This is a genomic window from Rhodococcus sp. OK519 (genome assembly GCF_003051005.1).
Taxonomy (GTDB): domain Bacteria; phylum Actinomycetota; class Actinomycetes; order Mycobacteriales; family Mycobacteriaceae; genus Prescottella.
In genome coordinates this window covers 262,547-279,890 of sequence record NZ_QAOW01000003.1, presented here as the reverse complement: position 1 = coordinate 279,890, position 17,344 = coordinate 262,547, and the positions used below count along the sequence as shown (strand labels likewise).

At 69.1% G+C, this 17,344-nt stretch carries 17 protein-coding genes, 1 pseudogene and 1 riboswitch; of the genes and pseudogenes, 12 read left to right on the top strand and 6 right to left on the bottom strand.

What is annotated here, in order from left to right; genetic code table 11:
- Nucleotides 1–218 precede the first annotated feature (218 nt).
- The gene (locus C8K36_RS11330; RefSeq protein ID WP_107984577.1) at nt 219–935 is read left to right on the top strand and encodes a dienelactone hydrolase family protein; all 717 of its coding nucleotides are present in this window, start codon (nt 219–221) and stop codon (nt 933–935) included.
- On the opposite strand, the gene C8K36_RS11325 is transcribed toward C8K36_RS11330, so the two are convergent.
- Nucleotides 915–1,751, bottom strand: coding sequence for an ABC transporter (locus C8K36_RS11325; RefSeq protein ID WP_107984576.1), 837 nt, complete (start codon nt 1,749–1,751; stop codon nt 915–917). The two genes, C8K36_RS11330 and C8K36_RS11325, sit on opposite strands and share 21 nt — an antisense overlap.
- Before the next feature lie 63 nt (nt 1,752–1,814).
- Nucleotides 1,815–2,129, bottom strand: a complete 315-nt coding sequence (locus C8K36_RS11320; RefSeq protein ID WP_107984575.1) for an SMR family transporter — start codon at nt 2,127–2,129, stop codon at nt 1,815–1,817.
- Nucleotides 2,130–2,145: 16 nt separating this feature from the next.
- Nucleotides 2,146–2,207, bottom strand: a riboswitch (guanidine-III (ykkC-III) riboswitch).
- A gap of 127 nt (nt 2,208–2,334) precedes the next feature.
- Here C8K36_RS11320 and C8K36_RS11315 point away from each other — a divergent pair.
- Nucleotides 2,335–3,033, top strand: coding sequence for a response regulator transcription factor (locus tag C8K36_RS11315; protein WP_107984574.1), 699 nt, complete (start codon nt 2,335–2,337; stop codon nt 3,031–3,033).
- Between the two features lie 9 nt (nt 3,034–3,042).
- Nucleotides 3,043–4,437, top strand: a complete 1,395-nt coding sequence (locus C8K36_RS11310) for a sensor histidine kinase (RefSeq protein WP_107984573.1) — start codon at nt 3,043–3,045, stop codon at nt 4,435–4,437.
- A gap of 4 nt (nt 4,438–4,441) precedes the next feature.
- Here C8K36_RS11310 and C8K36_RS11305 read toward each other — a convergent pair whose 3' ends face one another.
- Nucleotides 4,442–4,867: an HIT family protein gene (locus tag C8K36_RS11305; RefSeq protein WP_107984572.1), complete on the bottom strand. Its 426-nt coding sequence runs from the start codon at nt 4,865–4,867 to the stop codon at nt 4,442–4,444.
- A 179-nt stretch (nt 4,868–5,046) separates the two neighbouring features.
- On the opposite strand from C8K36_RS11305, the gene C8K36_RS11300 reads away from it, so the two are divergent.
- From C8K36_RS11300 to C8K36_RS11265, 8 genes are all read left to right on the top strand, one after another.
- The gene (locus tag C8K36_RS11300) at nt 5,047–5,724 is read left to right on the top strand and encodes a YdcF family protein (protein ID WP_258195376.1); all 678 of its coding nucleotides are present in this window, start codon (nt 5,047–5,049) and stop codon (nt 5,722–5,724) included.
- Nucleotides 5,725–5,909: 185 nt separating this feature from the next.
- On the top strand, nt 5,910–6,068 hold the full coding sequence (locus C8K36_RS11295) for a hypothetical protein (RefSeq protein WP_181319508.1): 159 nt from the start codon (nt 5,910–5,912) through the stop codon (nt 6,066–6,068).
- A gap of 43 nt (nt 6,069–6,111) precedes the next feature.
- Nucleotides 6,112–6,354, top strand: a complete 243-nt coding sequence (locus C8K36_RS11290; protein WP_107984571.1) for a DUF2630 family protein — start codon at nt 6,112–6,114, stop codon at nt 6,352–6,354.
- A 106-nt stretch (nt 6,355–6,460) separates the two neighbouring features.
- Nucleotides 6,461–7,714: a phosphoribosylamine--glycine ligase gene (gene purD / locus C8K36_RS11285; protein ID WP_107984570.1), complete on the top strand. Its 1,254-nt coding sequence runs from the start codon at nt 6,461–6,463 to the stop codon at nt 7,712–7,714.
- A gap of 123 nt (nt 7,715–7,837) precedes the next feature.
- A complete protein-coding gene (locus tag C8K36_RS11280) occupies nt 7,838–9,016 on the top strand; it encodes a pyridoxal phosphate-dependent aminotransferase (RefSeq protein ID WP_107984569.1) in 1,179 nt (392 codons plus the stop codon).
- Between the two features lie 57 nt (nt 9,017–9,073).
- A complete protein-coding gene (locus C8K36_RS11275) occupies nt 9,074–9,694 on the top strand; it encodes a TetR/AcrR family transcriptional regulator (protein WP_107984568.1) in 621 nt (206 codons plus the stop codon).
- A gap of 36 nt (nt 9,695–9,730) precedes the next feature.
- Nucleotides 9,731–11,152 (top strand): adenylosuccinate lyase, encoded by a 1,422-nt coding sequence (purB, locus tag C8K36_RS11270; protein WP_107984567.1) that lies wholly within the window; start codon nt 9,731–9,733, stop codon nt 11,150–11,152.
- Nucleotides 11,149–11,850 carry a dienelactone hydrolase family protein gene (locus tag C8K36_RS11265; RefSeq protein WP_107984566.1) on the top strand — a complete coding sequence of 234 codons (702 nt, stop codon included), beginning with the start codon at nt 11,149–11,151 and terminating at the stop codon, nt 11,848–11,850. Before purB ends, C8K36_RS11265 begins: the two co-directional genes overlap by 4 nt.
- A 151-nt stretch (nt 11,851–12,001) precedes the next feature.
- On the opposite strand, the gene C8K36_RS11260 is transcribed toward C8K36_RS11265, so the two are convergent.
- Nucleotides 12,002–12,436: a MarR family winged helix-turn-helix transcriptional regulator gene (locus tag C8K36_RS11260; RefSeq protein WP_107984565.1), complete on the bottom strand. Its 435-nt coding sequence runs from the start codon at nt 12,434–12,436 to the stop codon at nt 12,002–12,004.
- 126 nt (nt 12,437–12,562) lie between these two features.
- On the opposite strand from C8K36_RS11260, the pseudogene C8K36_RS11255 reads away from it, so the two are divergent.
- Nucleotides 12,563–14,335: pseudogene (locus C8K36_RS11255) on the top strand (ABC transporter ATP-binding protein); the annotation flags it as partial.
- On the opposite strand, the gene C8K36_RS11250 reads toward C8K36_RS11255, so the two are convergent.
- Nucleotides 14,324–15,811, bottom strand: a complete 1,488-nt coding sequence (locus C8K36_RS11250) for an FAD-dependent oxidoreductase (protein ID WP_181319507.1) — start codon at nt 15,809–15,811, stop codon at nt 14,324–14,326. The pseudogene C8K36_RS11255 and the gene C8K36_RS11250 sit on opposite strands and share 12 nt — an antisense overlap.
- A gap of 127 nt (nt 15,812–15,938) precedes the next feature.
- Nucleotides 15,939–17,165 carry a cytochrome P450 gene (locus C8K36_RS11245; RefSeq protein ID WP_107984564.1) on the bottom strand — a complete coding sequence of 409 codons (1,227 nt, stop codon included), beginning with the start codon at nt 17,163–17,165 and terminating at the stop codon, nt 15,939–15,941.
- Between the last annotated feature and the right edge of the window lie 179 nt (nt 17,166–17,344).

The following is a 17,344-nucleotide window of genomic DNA, read 5'->3' as shown; positions in this document are numbered from 1 at the left end:
CCAGGTACTTCGGGCCGTCCCGCGCCTGCGGCGCTGGAGTAACCGGCGGCGCCGGGTCCGTCGCGGAGCAACAGCGCCAAGGCCAGGCTAGCGACGAAACCCCCACCCGGGCGGGCACCGGAGAAGTGGTTATCCAACCGGAATGAACGGGCCCGAAAGACGGCCGAATCGTTACGAATCGGGGCCGAGCGCAGGACGAAGGCTCCTAGTCTTCGAGCATGTCGACGGTGAAAGTTCCGACGCCCGAGGGCTCGATCGACGCGGTTCTGGAGACGCCCCCCGGCGCCGGACCGTGGCCCGGTGTGGTGGTGGTGCACGACGCGCTCGGCGTCGGACGGGACATCCGCGGCATCACCGCTCGTGTCGCGGCCCGCGGGTATCTGACCCTGACCCCCGACCTCTACACGCGCGGCGGGCGCACCCGGTGCGTGACGCGCGTGTTCCGGGAACTGATCCGACGCCAGGGCCGGGCCGTCGACGATCTGCTCGCCGCCCGCGATCTGCTGGCCACGCGTCCGGACTGCACCGGCAAGGTCGGGGTGATCGGCTTCTGCATGGGCGGCGGATTCGCGCTCGTGTCGGCGCCGCGGGGGTTCGACGCGTCCGCGCCGTTCTACGGCCCGCTGCCGCGACACATCGAGGACGCGCTCGGCGGGTCGTGCCCGATCGTCGGGAGCTACGGGGCGCGGGATCCCATGCTGTGGGGCGCCGGCCGTAAGCTCGATGCCGCGCTCACCGGACTGGACATCGAGCACGACGTCGAGACCTATCCCGGTGTCGGCCACAGCTTCGCCAACCGCCTCGTGTCGGGGCAGGCGGCGGGAAAGCTGTTGCGCGTGACCGGAATGGGCTACGACCACGCGACGTCGGAGGATGCGTGGCGTCGGGTGTTCGCGTTCTTCGACGTGCACCTGTCAGGCGGGGCCGAGCGATAGATCGGGTCCGCGCCCACCCTTGAGCCAGCGTCCGGGCAGTCGTCCGGCGAGATCGCCGAGCGGGCCGACGGCCGCGCTGAGCACACCGACGGTCTCCTGCAGCAGGTCGATGCTCGCGCTCATCCGCTGCAGGTTCGGGGCCAGCGCGGTGAGGGTCTCGGACAGCGCGACGATCTGGTCGAGCGGCCCGCCCTCCGCGATGAGGCGCTCGAACGCGCCGTCCTCTGCGAGGAGCGTGTCGAGGATGCCGTTCTCGGCGAGCGCCTTGTCGACGATGCCGTCCTTCTTCGTCAGACGCTCGACGGCACCGTCCTCCGCGGTGAGGCGTTCGAGCGGGCCGTCCTCGGCGGTGAGGCGGTCGAGCAGGCCGCCCGGCGCGAGCAGTCGTTCGAGCGGTCCGTCAGGCGACAGGATCCGGTCCACCGGACCCTCCTCCGCCAGCACCCGCTCCAGCGGACCGCCGGGGGCGAGCACCCGCTCGATCGCCCCGCCGGGCTCGAACAGTCGCTCGAGGGTGCCGCCGTCGGAGGTGAGCCGATCGACGACGCCACCCGGAGCCAGCAGTCGATCCAACGGCCCACCGGGGCGCAGCGCCTGCCCCAGTGGACGGTCGTCGGACGCGAGCGACGCCAGTTGCTGGACCAGTTGCAGCGGACCGCGTGGATTGGCGAGGGTGGCCGCGCTGACGCTGGTCACGGTGGTGCTCGCCAGGGCAAGCCGCGTGGTTGCCAGCGCAGTCTCGGCCACCTCGAGCGCCGCGCCCGTGAGCGCGAGGCTCGCCCGGACCGGGAACGTGAGCGCTGACACCAGGTTCATCCGATTACTGTAACCCGCGCCACACACTCAAACGGGGTGTTCGGTACGCCCCAGCGGCGCGTGTCAGTGCAGTACTTTCAGCCCGATCACGCACCCGACGATGCCGAGGATCAGCAGGATCTTCATGATCGAGGTGCTCTCGGCGCCCGTGACCATCGCGTACGCGACGGTGAGTGAGGCGCCGATGCCCACCCATACCGCGTAGGCGGTGCCGGTGGGCAGGGTGCGCATCGCGTACGCGAGCCCGGCCATGCTGAGCAGCAGGCCGACGCCGAACACGATCGACGGCGTGAGACGGCTGAAGCCCTCCGACTTGCCGAGGGCGGTCGCCCACACGGCTTCGAGGACGCCGGAAATTACGAGCACGATCCAGGCCATGGTGTTCCAACTCTCCCAAACACCGTCTTGTCGCTGGCCGGGTACGGTGCGCTCGTCCGGATGTCGTGCTGACTGGTACCACGGTACCGAATTAGTACGCTGATTCCCCTTGTGGTGGCTGGTGTCACCGCTGCCGCGCCGCATTCACAGGAACCTCCCAGGGAACGTCCAGGCGGCAACCAGGTGAATCGGGGATTCTTGTGGGGTGAGTGAAACGCCGCAGGTCCGGGTGCTGATCGTCGACGACGAGCCGTCGCTCGTCGAACTGCTGTCCGTGAGTCTCCGCTTCCAGGGGTTCGAGGTGGAGTCCGCGACCAACGGGGCGGAGGGGCTCGACAGGGCGCGCGCCTTCCGGCCCGACGCGCTGATCCTCGACGTGATGATGCCGGGCATGGACGGGTTCGGGATGCTGCGCCGACTGCGTGCGGACGGCGTCGATGCGCCGGTGCTGTTCCTCACTGCTCGGGATGCTGTGGAGGACAAGGTCACCGGTCTCACGATCGGGGCCGACGACTACGTGACCAAGCCGTTCAGCCTCGAGGAGGTGGTGACACGGTTGCGGGTGATCCTGCGCCGCGCCGGCCACTCCGACGACAAGCAGTCGGCCCGGATCACGTTCGCCGACCTCGAACTCGACGACGACAGCCGGGAAGTGCGGAAGGCCGGGGCGCCGGTCTCGTTGTCGCCCACCGAGTTCACGCTGCTCCGGTACTTCATGGTCAATGCCGGCACCGTACTGAGTAAGCCGCGGATCCTCGATCACGTGTGGAACTACGACTTCGGTGGTGAGGTGGGCGTCGTCGAGTCGTACGTCTCGTACCTGCGTCGCAAGATCGACACCACCGAACCGCGGCTGATCCACACGCTGCGTGGTGTCGGTTACGTGATGCGCGAACCGCGGTAGGAGTCGGGGATGAGGCGCCTGCGCGCGTTGCCGTTGCGGATCACCCTGGTGGTGGCGCTACTGCTCTTGGCGGCGGCCGGACTGCTCGCGTCGGGAGTCGCGGTCACGTCCGCGATGGAGTCGTCACTGATCGACCGCACCGACCGGCAACTGTTCGACGCCGCGCACGGCTGGGCGAAGCCGCGCGACCCTCGGGGGCTGCCACCGGTGTCTGCGCCCGGGCCGAACCAGCCTCCGAGCCCGTTCTATGTGCGGACCACCGAGCCCGACGGCACCGTGCGGATGGAGATCAACGACGAGAGTACCAGCGCCACACCGGAAATCAGCGACGATTCGGGTCCGGTGACGGTCGGCTCCGTCGGTGGCGAGGACATCCGGTGGCGGGAGATGACGGTGGCGACGCCGTCGGGAACGACGACCGTCGCGGTGAAGCTCACCGATATAGATGCGACGGTGGAACGCCTGGTGGTGCTGCAAATCGGGATCGGTGCCGTGGTGCTCGTCATCCTGGGCTTCGCGACCTCTCTCGTGGTGCGGCGCAGCCTGCGCCCGCTGCGGGAGGTGGAGGAGATCGCCGCCGACATCGCCGCCGGCGATCTGCACCGCCGGGTACCCGAGTGGGACGAGCGCACCGAGGTGGGGCGACTGTCGTCGGCACTCAACGGGATGCTCACACAGATCCAGACCGCGTTCGCGGCGACGGCGGCGTCGGAGGATGCGGCGCGGCAGTCCGAGGAACGCATGCGGCGCTTCGTCGCGGACGCCAGTCACGAACTGCGGACACCGCTCGCGACCATCCGTGGATTCGCGGAGTTGTATCGGCAGGGCGCGTCGACGGACACCGAGATGGTGATGAGCCGGATCGAGAGCCAGGCGCAGCGGATGGGACTGCTCGTCGAGGATCTGCTGCTGCTGGCACGGATGGATGCTCAGCGACCGTTCGAACGGCACTTCGTCGACTTGTTGGCGGTGGCCGCCGGCGCCGTGCACGACGCGCGGGCGCGCGCCCCGCAGCGTCGAATCGTGTTGGAAATGCTGCCGAATTCGGATCCGCCGGAAGTGATGGGTGACGACGCCCGATTGCGTCAGGTCGTCGGCAACCTGATCGGAAACGCCCTCGACCACACGCCCGAGGGCGCCGACGTCACGGTGCGCGTGGGTACCGACGGCGCTGACGCCGTCGTCGAGGTGGCCGACGCGGGACCGGGTCTCGCGGATGAGGACGCGGCCCGGGTGTTCGAGCGGTTCTACCGCGCCGACGCGTCCCGGACCCGGGCCAGCGGCGGCAGCGGACTGGGGCTGTCTATCGTTGCGGCGATCGTGGCCGCGCACGGCGGGACCGTCGGCGTCGACAGCGCGCCCGGGCGGGGTGCCACCTTCCGGGTGCGGCTGCCGAGAGGGTGACGGGTCAGGCGGGCACGTTCTCGCCGTGACCCAGTTCGCGCAGGGCCGCCTTGATCTTGGCGGCGGCCTCGTCCATCGACTCCGGGGACGGGTTCGGATCGGCGCCACTGATGTCGAAGTTACCCATGCTGTAGGCGGGGAACACATGCATGTGCAGGTGCGGCACTTCCAGGCCCGCGATCAGGAAACCGGCGCGGGGCGCGTCGAAGGCCTGGCGGACGGCGCGGGCGACCTTGCGGGAGACCTCGGTGCACTTGGCGAACAGTTCGTCATCGACGTCCTGCCACTGGTCCACCTCCTTACGCGGGACGATCAGGGTGTGGCCCTGCGTAACTGGGGCAATCGTGAGGAACGCGACGACGTCCTCGTCTTCCCACACGAAGCGGCCGGGCAGGTCTCCGGCGATGATGGCGCTGAACACAGAAGGCATACGGCGAGGATAGGTGGCCAACGCGGCCGTCGGTACTCGGACCGGGATACGCGGAGTCGATTGGGCGACACGCGTCGTGACCGTGGACTATCACGGAACAGCTCACACGATTTCGTGATGCGGGTCACACTGATACGCGACTTTTACTTTCGGTCGGGGGACCGTTACCGAGGAGTGTCATGTCCCCACGTTTGTTGTGCCCACGTTCGTTACGTCTCCGTCGTCTGGTCGTCCCGGCCGTGATCGCCGCCGCGGCCGCCGCAATTGCGTTGCCCGGCCAGGCCGCCGCGGAATCCTCGCTCGACGTCGTCGATGCGCTGTCGGTGACGACCCTGGTCAACGGGGCTCTGTCCGTAGCGGGAGGGTGCCAGAGTCCGAGTCGGGACAGCATCGTCGCCTGTACCCGGATGGAGACGCTGACCACCCAGGTCCCGGTGATGCTGGCCTTCAATCCGCTCACCACCAATATCGTGGTGCTCGGTGCCGGCCTCTATGACGACGGCACCATGCGCCAACTCCTGGTGTCCCGACTGCAGGGCGCTCTGCAACTGGCGCAACGCTTTCCGTTGGCACCGATCATCGTCGCGGGGGGTGTGCCGAAGTCCGGCGTCACCGAGGCGCAGGCGATGCGGCAGTGGCTCGTCGCGAACGGAGTTCCGGCGTTCCGGATCACCGAGGAGAACAGGTCACGCTCGACCGTCGAGAACGCTGTGAACACCAATCGGATTCTTGCCGATCGGGGTGCGAGTGGCGCCGTGGTCGTGACCAGCCCCGATCATCTGCAGCGGGCAATGGTCGACTTCCGTGTCGCCGTCGCGGGGCGCATCCCGATCGCCGGTGTGGTCGCACCGTTCTGAGGCTCGAAAGTGCTAGGTCGGCAACGGTATTCGTGACACATCCGGCATCGCCGCCGTTGCCCAGTGCTCGCGACAGCCGGGTCGACATCGTCCCCGAGTTCAGCCCGAACACCCGCACCGAGAAGTCCGGATCGTCGCCGTCGTCGTGATCGGGGGCCGCGCTGTTCACCGGATTGGCCGGTCCGATGGCGTGCGCGGCCGACACGATCGGCGCGGGTGGCGTGGGCGGTGGCCGCGGTGGCGGTGAGGGCACCGCGTCGCAGATCTCGCAGTGGGTCGAGGACAGCTTTACCCCCAGCACTGTCGACGGCGTCACGATCTACGACTCGACCGCGGAACGGTGACGGACCCGCGTGCACGGGCCTACCCTGCAGAAAGGGAGGCATCATGACCGATCACGACGTCATCGAACACATCGACGAACTGGTTCGAGAAGAGAAGGAACTCCGGGCCCGCGCGGCGGGCGACGGTCTCGGCGACGAGGACAAGGCCCGACTGACGCTCGTCGAGGAACGCCTCGACCAGTGCTGGGATCTGCTGCGGCAACGGCGGGCGCGGGAGGAGTTCGGCGAGAACGCGGACACGGCGACCCCGCGGCCCGTCGACGAAGTCGAGTCCTACCGGCAGTAGGACGAAGTCGAGTCCTACCGGCAGTAGGACGAAGTCGAGTCCTACCGGCAGTCGACGGCCGAGGTAGTGGTCGGCCCGGCTCGGGCCGCGCCGTAGGCTGACACCCGTGCGCGTACTCGTGATCGGCTCTGGAGCCCGTGAACATGCCCTTCTGTTGGCCCTCGCCCGTGACCCGGGCGTCGACAAGCTGATGTGTGCCCCCGGCAATGCCGGCATCGCACGCATCGCCGAGACTCATGCGGTCGACGTCGCGTCCGGTGACGCCGTCGTCGAGCTCGCGAAGTCGCAGGCCGCCGACCTCGTCGTCATCGGCCCCGAGGTGCCGCTGGTGCTCGGTGTCGCCGACGCAGTCCGGGCAGCCGGGATCGCGTGCTTCGGCCCGTCCGCCGAGGCCGCCCGCATCGAGGGTTCCAAGGCGTTCGCCAAGGACGTCATGGCCGCCGCCGGTGTCCGTACCGCGCACAGCGAGGTCGTCGACAACCCGGCCGACCTGGATGCCGCTCTCGATCGTTTCGGCCCCAACTGGGTCGTCAAGGACGACGGACTGGCCGCCGGCAAGGGCGTCGTCGTCACCACCGACCGCAGCGCCGCACGTGACCACGCCGCCGAGTGCCTCGAAATCGGCCACCCCGTACTGCTCGAGTCGTTCCTCGACGGCCCCGAGGTGTCGCTGTTCTGCCTCGTCGACGGCGAGACCGTCGTCCCGCTGCTGCCGGCGCAGGACCACAAGCGCGTCGGCGACGGCGACACCGGCCCCAACACCGGTGGCATGGGCGCCTACACGCCGCTGCCGTGGCTGCCGGCCGATGCCGTCACCCAGATCGTCGACGACGTCGTCAAGCCGGTCGCGGTGGAGATGGCCAAGCGTGGCTGCCCGTTCACCGGTCTGCTGTACGCGGGCCTGGCGATGGGAAAGAACGGCCCGGCCGTCGTCGAGTTCAACTGCCGTTTCGGCGACCCCGAGACGCAGGCCGTCCTAGCCCTGCTCGAGTCCCCGCTCGGCGAGGTCCTGAATGCCGCCTCGACCGGCACGCTCGCGTCGATCCCGCCGCTGCAGTGGCGCGACGGCTCCGCGGTCACCGTCGTGCTGGCCGCCGAGAACTACCCGGCCACCCCGCGTTCCGGTGACGTCATCACCGGCTCCGAGGCCGAGCGCGTCCTGCACGCCGGCACCGCTGTCCGTGAGGACGGCGCCGTCGTCTCCGCCGGTGGCCGTGTCCTGAGTGTCGTCGGTGTCGGTGCCGACCTCACCGAGGCCCGCGAGGACGCGTACGCGCGCCTGGCCGAGGTGAAGCTGCCGGGCGGGCACTTCCGCAGCGACATCGGCCTGGCCGCGGTCGAGGGCCGGATCTCCATCTGACCTGCCGCTCCGTTCTTCGCGACGCCGCGCTCCCGATCGGGAGCGCGGCGTCGCCGTTTCCGGAGCGGCAATGGTGCGGCACCCGTTTCGGGTGGCGGTGTTCAGCGCGCTAACGTCGAAGTCGTGCGTACCGATTCCCAGCGATCCTCCATCCCCGCCTTCCACGTCATGGATGTGTGGAAGGCCGCCAACGAGCGGCAGCGCACCCACGGTGACGTGCTGTCGCTCGCGGCCGGGCAGCCGTCGACGCCCGCGCCCCAGCCGGTGCTGCGTGCGGCGCGGGAATCTCTGGACAATCACCTCCTCGGATACACCGAGACGTTCGGAATCGAGCCGCTGCGCCAGGCCATCGCCGACTACCACCGCGATCGCTCGGGCTACGCCGTCCACCCCGACGAGGTGGTCGTCACGACCGGTTCCTCGGGCGCGTTCACGCTGCTGTTCCTCGCCGCCTTCGACGCCGGTGACACCGTTGTCGTAGCCCGCCCCGGCTACCCCGCGTACCGGAACACGCTGACGGCGCTGGGCTGCAACGTGATCGAGATCGACTGCGGTCCCGAGACCCGGTTCCAGCCGACCGTCGCGATGCTCGAGGAGATGGACACCCCACCCGCCGGGCTGATCGTCGCGAGCCCCGCCAACCCCACCGGCACGGTCATCGACCCGGCCGAACTGGCGGCACTGGCCCGCTGGTGCGAGGAGCACGACACGCTGCTCATCTCGGACGAGATCTATCACGGCATCGAGTTCTCGGGTGGGGCCGCAGGGGGACAGCCGACGGCGTCCGCGTGGGAGACGTCGCGTGAGGCCGTCGTGATCGGGTCGGTGTCGAAGTACTTCTCGATGACCGGCTGGCGGTTGGGCTGGATGCTGGTGCCCGAGCACCTGCGCCGGGCGTTGCAGCGGCTCGCGTCGAACATGACGGTGTGCCCGCCGGCGATCTCGCAGTACGCGGCCGTCGCGGCGTTCACCGACGAGTCCCGTGCCGAGCTCGACGGTCACGTCCGGCGGTACGCCGCCAACCGTGAACTACTGCTCATCGGCCTGCCGAAGCTGGGGCTCACCGAACTCGCGCCCGCCGACGGCGCCTTCTACGTGTACGCCGACATCGCGCACCTCACCGACGACTCGACGTCGTGGTGCGCGCGGTTGCTCGCCGACACCGGCCTCGCGCTGGCGCCGGGCATCGACTTCGACACCGCTCACGGTGACCAGACGGTGCGGCTGTCGTTCGCCGGTTCGACGGCGGAGATCCGGGACGCGCTGGTCCGCCTCGAGCGGTGGCTGCCGGCACCGCGGTAGGCACGGTGTTCCGTCAATCCGCTTTGGCCCGGGGTAGCCGGCTGGCACGATGAAGGGATGACTTCTGCCGCCACCCCCAAAGGTGAGAGGCGTCGGCAGGCACTCGTGACCGCGGCGGCGGACCTCCTGCTCGAAGGCGGATTCGACGCCGTCCGGCATCGGGCGGTCGCGACGCGAGCCGGGCTTCCGCTCGCGTCCACCACCTACTATTTCGGTTCGCTCGACGAGCTGGTAGCGCTGGCCGTCGAACACAACGGCAACCGCGAACTGGATGCGATGCGCGAGCGCATCGACGACGTCACACAGCGCCGACGCGGCGTCGAGGCGACGGTCGACCTCATCGTCGACCTGCTGGTGGGCCCCGAAGACGGCACTGACGCGGGCGACGGTTCCCGGGAGCGGCTCATCGCGCGGTACGAGCGGTTCGTCGCGTCGGCCCGCCATCCCGAACTGCGCGACGTCCAGTTGCGGCTGCGAGCACAGCTCGACGACCTGCTCACCGAGGTGCTGCGCCGGTCCGGCCGCGAGGTACGCGAACCGCAGCTACGTCGGTTGGTGGCCGTCGTCGACGGCGTGGTGGTGGGCGCGCTCAGCGAGGTCGATCCCGATCCGCGGGCGATGGCGCGGGCGATGCTGCTCGACCTGATCGACGAGTTCGCACCTCCGAGCACGCGCTGACGAGGGGCTTCGGGTCTCGCCGTAAACTGGGATCTCGTGAGCCGCATCCCGAATGTCCTTGCCAACCGTTACGCCAGCCCCGAGCTGAAGGCGCTGTGGTCGCCGGAGTACAAGATCGTGCTCGAGCGCCAGCTGTGGGTGGCGGTGCTGAAGGCTCAGGCGGAGCTCGGCATCGACGTCCCCGCCGAGGCCGTCGCCGACTACGAGCGGGCGCTCGAGAGCGTCGACCTGGACTCCATCGCCGATCGTGAGCGCGTCACGCGCCACGACGTGAAGGCCCGCATCGAGGAGTTCAACGCTCTCGCCGGTCATGAGCACGTCCACAAGGGCATGACGAGCCGCGACCTCACCGAGAACGTCGAGCAGCTGCAGGTGCTGCGCTCGCTCGAGCACGTCTACAACCACGGCATCGCGGTCGCCGCACGCCTGGGCGAGCGGGCCGCCGAGTACACCGGCATCGTCATGGCCGGACGCTCCCACAACGTCGCCGCGCAGGCCACCACGCTGGGCAAGCGCTTCGCGTCGGCTGCCGACGAACTGCTGGTCGGGCTCACCCGCGTCCGCGAGCTCATCGCCCGCTACCCGCTGCGCGGCATCAAGGGCCCCATGGGCACCGCGCAGGACATGCTCGACCTGCTCGACGGTGACGCCGCCAAGCTCGAACAGCTCGAGGCCAAGGTTGCTGCGCACCTCGGCTTCGCCCACGTTTTCACCAGCGTCGGCCAGGTGTACCCGCGCTCGCTCGACCACGACGTGCTGTCCGCGCTGGTCCAGGTGGGTGCCGCGTCGTCGTCGATGGCGCACACCATCCGCCTGATGGCGGGCCACGAACTGGTCACCGAGGGCTTCCAGCCCGGCCAGGTGGGCTCGTCGGCGATGCCGCACAAGATGAACACCCGCTCGTGCGAGCGCGTCAACGGCCTGCAGGTGGTGCTTCGCGGCTACGCGTCGATGGCCGCCGAACTGGCCGGTGCGCAGTGGAACGAGGGCGACGTGTTCTGCTCCGTCGTCCGCCGCGTCGCGCTGCCGGACGCGTTCTTCGCGATCGACGGCCAGATGGAGACGTTCCTGACGGTGCTCGCCGAGTTCGGTGCGTACCCGGCCGTCGTCGAGAACGAGCTCACCCGCTACCTGCCGTTCCTCGCGACCACCAAGGTCCTCATGGCCGCGGTCCGCGCGGGCGTCGGCCGCGAGACCGCGCACGAGGTCATCAAGGAACACGCCGTCGCCGTCGCGCTCGCGATGCGTGAGCAGGGCAAGGAGCCCGACCTGCTGGATCGTCTGGCCGCCGACGAGCGCCTGCCGCTCGACCGTGCCGCCCTCGACGAGGCCCTGGCCGACCGCGCCGCGTTCGTCGGTGCCGCCGGTGCGCAGGTCGACTCCGTGGTCGCCGAGGTGCGCAAGCTCGTCGACGCCAACCCCGATGCCGCTCGCTACACGCCGGGCGCCATTCTGTGACAACGAGTTCCGTTGCGGTCGGTGATCTGACCGCACACCTGGCTCGGCCGGAGGGCGGCAGCGACACCGTCATGTTGCTGTTGCCGATGATCAACGGCATCGACGCGCAGGTGCGGGAGTATGCCGCAGACGTCGCGGCGTCCGGGGTCACCGCGCTGGTGTGGGATCCGTGGCACGGCCCGAGCCTGGACGACACTCCGAAGGAGCGTCTGTTCGAGCTCATGGGCGAGCTCGACGACGAGAAGTGCCTCGCCGAGATGGGCGCGCTGCTCGACTACGCGCGCGGCGAACTGGGTGCGCGCCGGGTCGGCGTCATCGGCTGGTGCCTGGGCGGAAGGTTCGCGCTGCTGCTCGGTGCGCGGGACTCGGATCTCGCGAATGTGGTTGCGTACCACCCGTCGATCTGGGATCCGGCGGCGGCGAATCATGCACTGGACGCGATCGCGCTGGCCCCGTCCATCGCGGCGCCGGTCATGGTGCTGCACGCCGGCGCCGACACGATCCTGTCGACCGGGTCGTTCCAGGCCCTGCAGGCTGCGCTGCAGTCCCGCGAGTCGGGCGCGACCATCGTGCACGTCTACCCGGGTGCCGCGCACGGCTTCAGCGCCCGTGCGCGCCACGATGATCCGGTGAACAAGGCGGCGTGGGACATCTCCTGGCCGCAGGCCCTCGCCTTCGCGAAGGCGACGCTGGCCTAGCAGTCGGCCTCGAACGGGAATTCCCGGCACGGTTTCGGACTCCGAGCGTGCCGGGGATTCCCGTTCGTCGACGTTCGTCTTCGACGGCCGGGACTACTTCGTCTTCACGTTCTCCCCGGCGGAGTTCGCGGATCGGGGGTGAGGTCAGAGGTCAGCAGGCGTCGTCGGCGGTGAGCTTGTCGAGAATGCGGCTCAACTCGGCACGGTCGTGGCCGTCGAGCGGGGCGAAGAAGTCCGCGGCCTGGGCATCGCGGGCCGCCGACATCTCGGTGATCAGCTTGCGGCCGGTGTCGGTGAGCCGGACGCACACCGCGCGGCGGTCGACGCCGTCGGCGACGCGTTCGACGAGGTCGCGCTTCTGGAGACGGTCGACGACCTCGGTGGCCGAACGCGGCGCGATGCGCAGGGCCTTGGCCACGTCCCCGAGTCGCGGCCGGCCGTCGGACTCGCGGTCGATGACGCGCAGCGCGCGGAATTCGTGAGGAGAGAGCTCCCAGGGTTCGAGCGCGGTGAACCAGCGTCGACGCAGCGCGCGAGACGTGGACATCACGAGATCGCGGAGCTGGTCGGCCGGTACCTCCGTCATGTGCCGGAGCTTACCTCACTTGACACCTACCTCATGTTGAGGCAACCTCAGTAAAGGCTTGCCCCGACTTCTGAGAGGGGTGGTTACATGACAAGCCCACCATTCGGTGGACCCGGCGGGGGTCCCATGCGTTCCCGCAAGATCGATCCCGCCGACCGCGCTCAGCTCGAGGATTCACCCGTGAGCCTGCGCCGGATCGGTTCCCTGTTCGCGCCGTACCGCTGGCAGATCTCCGTGGTGATGGCGCTGATCGTGGTGTCGTCCACGATCTCCCTGGCCAACCCGTTCCTGGTCCGCGAGGTGATCGACCACGCGATCCCCGACCAGAACGTGAGCCTGCTGGTGTGGGCGGTGGTCGGCATGCTCGCGATCACGGTCGCCGGCTCGGTGCTGGGCGTGGTTCAGACCTGGATCTCGACGACGGTCGGGCAGCGCATCATGCACAACCTGCGGACCCGGGTGTTCTCGCACCTGCAACGGCAGTCGCTCGGCTTCTTCACCCGCACCCGCGGCGGTGAGATCCAGTCCCGGCTCACCAACGACATCGGCGGCATGCAGACCGTCGTCACGTCCACCGCGACATCGATCGCCTCCAACGTCACCACCGTCGTCGGCACCGCGATCGCGATGGCCGTCCTCAGCTGGCGGTTGTCGCTGTTGTCGCTGATCGTGCTGCCGCCGGCCATCTGGCTCACCCGCAAGGTCGCGCTGATGCGCCGTGAGATCACCGCCCAGCGTCAGAAGGCGCTGGCGGACATGCAGACCCAGATCGACGAGAGCTTGTCGATCAGCGGTGTGCAGCTCGGCAAGACCCTCGGCGCCGGCCCGGCGATGTCCGACCGCTTCACCGACACCTCGCACCGGTTGGTGGATCTCGAGGTCCGCTCGCAGCTGTCCGGCCGCTGGCGGATGGCGACGATGAGCATCATCTTCTCGGCCATCCCCGCGCTGCTGTACCTCGCGGCGGGACTGCCCGCGACATCCGGCGGCATGACGATCGGCACGCTGGTCGCGTTCACCGGGCTGCAGACCACGCTGTTCCGTCCGCTGATGGGCCTGCTCGACGTCGGTGTGTCCGTGACGAGTTCACTGGCCCTGTTCAGCCGCATCTTCCAGTACCTGGATCTGCCGGTGGAGATCGACGACCCCAAGACCCCCGTTCCGATGCCGCGGGAGAAGGCCGACGGCGCGGTGCGGTTCGAGGACGTCCGCTTCCGCTACGAGAATGCCGACCGGGACGCGCTGGCCGACGTCACCATCGACGTGCCCGCCGGGTCGTCACTCGCGCTGGTCGGCGAAACCGGCTCGGGTAAGACCACTCTGGCGTCGTTGGTCGCGCGCCTGCATGATCCGACGTCGGGGAAGGTGACGATCGACGGCGTCGACCTGCGTGACATCCGGCTCGCGGAGCTGTCCGAACTGGTAGGTGTCGTCTCGCAGGAGACGTATCTGCTGCACGCGACGATTCGGGAGAACCTGCGGCACGCCCGGCCGGAGGCGTCGGATGCCGAGATCGAGGCGGCGGCAAGGGCCGCGCAGGTGCACGATCTGATCGAGTCGCTGCCCGACGGCTACGACACCGTCGTCGGCGCCCGCGGCCACCGGTTCTCGGGCGGCGAGAAGCAGCGCATCGCGATCGCCCGAACGCTGTTGCGCGATCCGCGGATCCTCGTACTGGACGAGGCCACCAGCGCCCTCGACAACGAGACGGAGCGGGCTGTGCAGGCCGCGCTCGACGTCGTCAGCCGCGGCCGGACCACGATCACGATCGCGCACCGGCTCTCCACGATCCGGGACGCCGACCAGATCGCGGTCCTGGACCACGGCCGGGTCGCCGAGCGCGGCACCCATGACGAGTTGCGCGCGCTCGGCGGACGCTATGCGGCGCTACTCGCCCGCGGTGACAGCGCTGGCGGCGACACCCGCACGACGGCCGAAGAACGTGCCGTCACCGAGCGAGGTGCCGCTGATGTAGCCCCACGAGTGCAGGCCGGACGTGGCGCGGCCGGCCGCGAAGAGTCCGGGGATCGCGTTGCCGTCGAGGCCCAGGACGTGGCCGTCGACGGTGGTGCGCAGGCCGCCGATGGTGAACACCGCGGCGCCTCCGCCGCTGTCGGTGCCGCCCTCGCTCGGGGCTGACATCCCGCGGCGGACGTCGATCGCCGCGAACGGTGACTGCAGGGGCCGGAGCCAGCGGGCCGACTTGCGGAAGTACGGGTCCTCGCCGTGCTCGGCGAACCGGTTGTACTCGCCGACCGTGTTCTGCAGCGCACCCTCGGGCATGCCGATCTCGCGTTCGAGTTCCTCGAGCGTCTCGGCGACGAAATGCGGTTGTACGCCCCACCGTTCGTCGACCGGGACCTCCTCGTACGCCTGTTCGTCGAGGATCACCCACACCTGCAGGTTGTGCTTGAACAGTGCGGCCTGGCCGACCAGTCCCGGGTAGACGTCCTCGTTGATGAACCGCTGGCCGACGCTGTTGACGATCATGCCGCGCACCATCATTCCGGGCACCAGCGAGATGCCGATCTGGCCGGCGGACATGTGTTTGACCGCCGCGCCGGCGGCCTGGGCCATCACGATGCCGCGGCCGTCGTCACCGCCGTCGCTGTTGACCCCGAGACCCACCAACTGTGGAGCGTGTTGCGCGACCATCTCCTTGTTGTCCGCGAACCCGCCGGTCGTGATGATCACGCCGCGCCGAGCGCGGTAGGCGACGACATCGTTGAAATGACGGGCGACGATGCCGACGACACGGCCGCCCTCGGCGATCAGGCGCAGCGCGGTGGTGTCGGTATGGACCGCCACGGACGTCCGTGCGACGGCCTCGCTCAACTCCGCCATGAGTACCTTGCCGCCGAAACCGTCGGAGGTGACGCGGTGCCCGCGCGGCGCGGGCTCGGCGAGTTCGCAGAACGGGTAGGAGTTCTCGCCCATCCACATCAGGCCGTCGTCGGTGGGCGGCACCCAGGTGGGCGAATCCCACAGCGACGGCTTGAACGGCACGCCGTGGTCGACGAGCCACTGGTAGTGGGCGACGCTCTCGCGGCTGTACAGGCCTACCTTCTCCGCGTCGGCGTCGGGGCCGAGCGCGGCCAGGAGGAACTTCTCCATCGCCTCGGGGGTGTCGTCGAAACCGCACGCCTCCTGGATGGGGGTGCCGCCGCCGAGATACATCTCGCCGCCCGACAGCGCCGACGATCCGCCGCCCCCGCTCTGCCGTTCCAGCAGGATCACCTCGGCGCCTGCGGCGGCCGCCTCGAGTGCGGCCGACGCTCCGGCGCAGCCGTAGCCGATGACCAGGACATCGGTCTCGTGGTCGTAGGAAGCGATCTCGGCAGCGTCGATCGGGGTGACGGGTACGCGTGCGCTCATCCGGTTCTCCTGTCGTGACACTGGACGTCAGTGTGGTGTGGGTCACCATAGGTCCGGGATGTGGAGGCGAGAAGGTGGTTGTCCAGTGAGCGGGAAGGCGGCGAGACGGATCTCCAATACTTCTGGGCTAGCGGAGGTTCAGCTGCAGCGGCAGGTACCGATGGCGGCGCACCAGCAGACTCGGTACCCATTCGGCGCCGTCGTCGGCGATCGTGAACGACGTGGTGCGCTCGAGCAGCGTCGTCAGCGCGGCGAGTGCCTCCATCCGGGCCAGCGCCGATCCGACACAGAAGTGGATGCCCTTGCCGAACGCGAGGTGGCCTTTGAGGTTCGGGCGGTCCAGGGTCACGGTGTCCGGATCCTGGAACATCGACGGGTCGCGGTTGGCCGCGCCCCACAGCAGCAGTACGTGGTCGCCGGCGGGCAGACGGACGCCGCCGAGGGTGGTGTCGGCGACGACGTGCCGGTGGTGTCCACGGAACGGCGACTCGAGGCGGAGCGCCTCGTCGAGGAACGGGTCGATCAGGCCCGGTTCTCGGCGAAGCCGTTCCTGCAGTGCCGGATTCAGTGCGAGAATCCGGGTGGCATTCGCGATCAGGCCCGCCGTCGACTCGCCGCCCGCACCGACCAACTGGACCAGGATCAGGACGGCCGCGTCGTCGGTGAGGTGGCCCTCGTTGCACGCGTGCGCGAGCACGCCCAGCAGATCGGTCTGTGGATCCAGCTTGGCCGCAGTGAATTCGGTGTACAGGTAGCCGGTCAGTGAGGCGGCCGAGGCGACGAGCGACGGGAGGTGTTCTTCGGTGATGATGCCGCCCAGCATCTCCGTGCTGTCGTACGACCACGACAGTAGTTGGGGAACATCGCTGTGCGGCAGTCCGATCAGGCTCGCGACCAGTGCGAGTGGCAACTTGTCGGCCAGATCGACCGCCCACTCGAAGGAACCGTCGGCGCGAAGTCCCTCATCCCACAGGTCGTCCACGAGCGTGCGGACGGTGGGGCCGAGCGTGCGGATACGTTTCGCGAGTTGGGCGAGAACGAGTTTGCGGTGCACCGCATGCGAGGGATCGTCGGCCGTCGCGAGGACGTGCACCGCCATGCCGCCGCCGTCCATGTCGAACGTCGAGGGTGGGCCGTCGGGGCGCTGCACCATCAGCCCGGTCAGGTTCGAGGAGAAGTCCGCGGGCCGGGCCAGCGCCTCGGTCACCAGTTCCCATGAGGACACGAGGTGGAAGTCGGTGCCCGGAACGCGGTATACGGGGGAGTGGGTCCGCAGGGCGTCGTAGAGCGCATACGGATCGTCGAGATGCTCGGCGGCGAAGATGTCGAGGCCGTCCAGTGGCGTCGTGGTCACGGATGCCGTCCCTTCGGTGAAACCTGTTGCAGTTATCTCACGGTTCACGGCGTACGTGCCGGCTGTCAAGGCTGCCGAGAAACTGAGAAACCGCCTGTCACGTGCAGGAACGGTGCGTCTCGAGCCGCACGTCGCGGGGCACTGTTCCCGCAGGTGACAACACGGTCGGGTTGTAGACG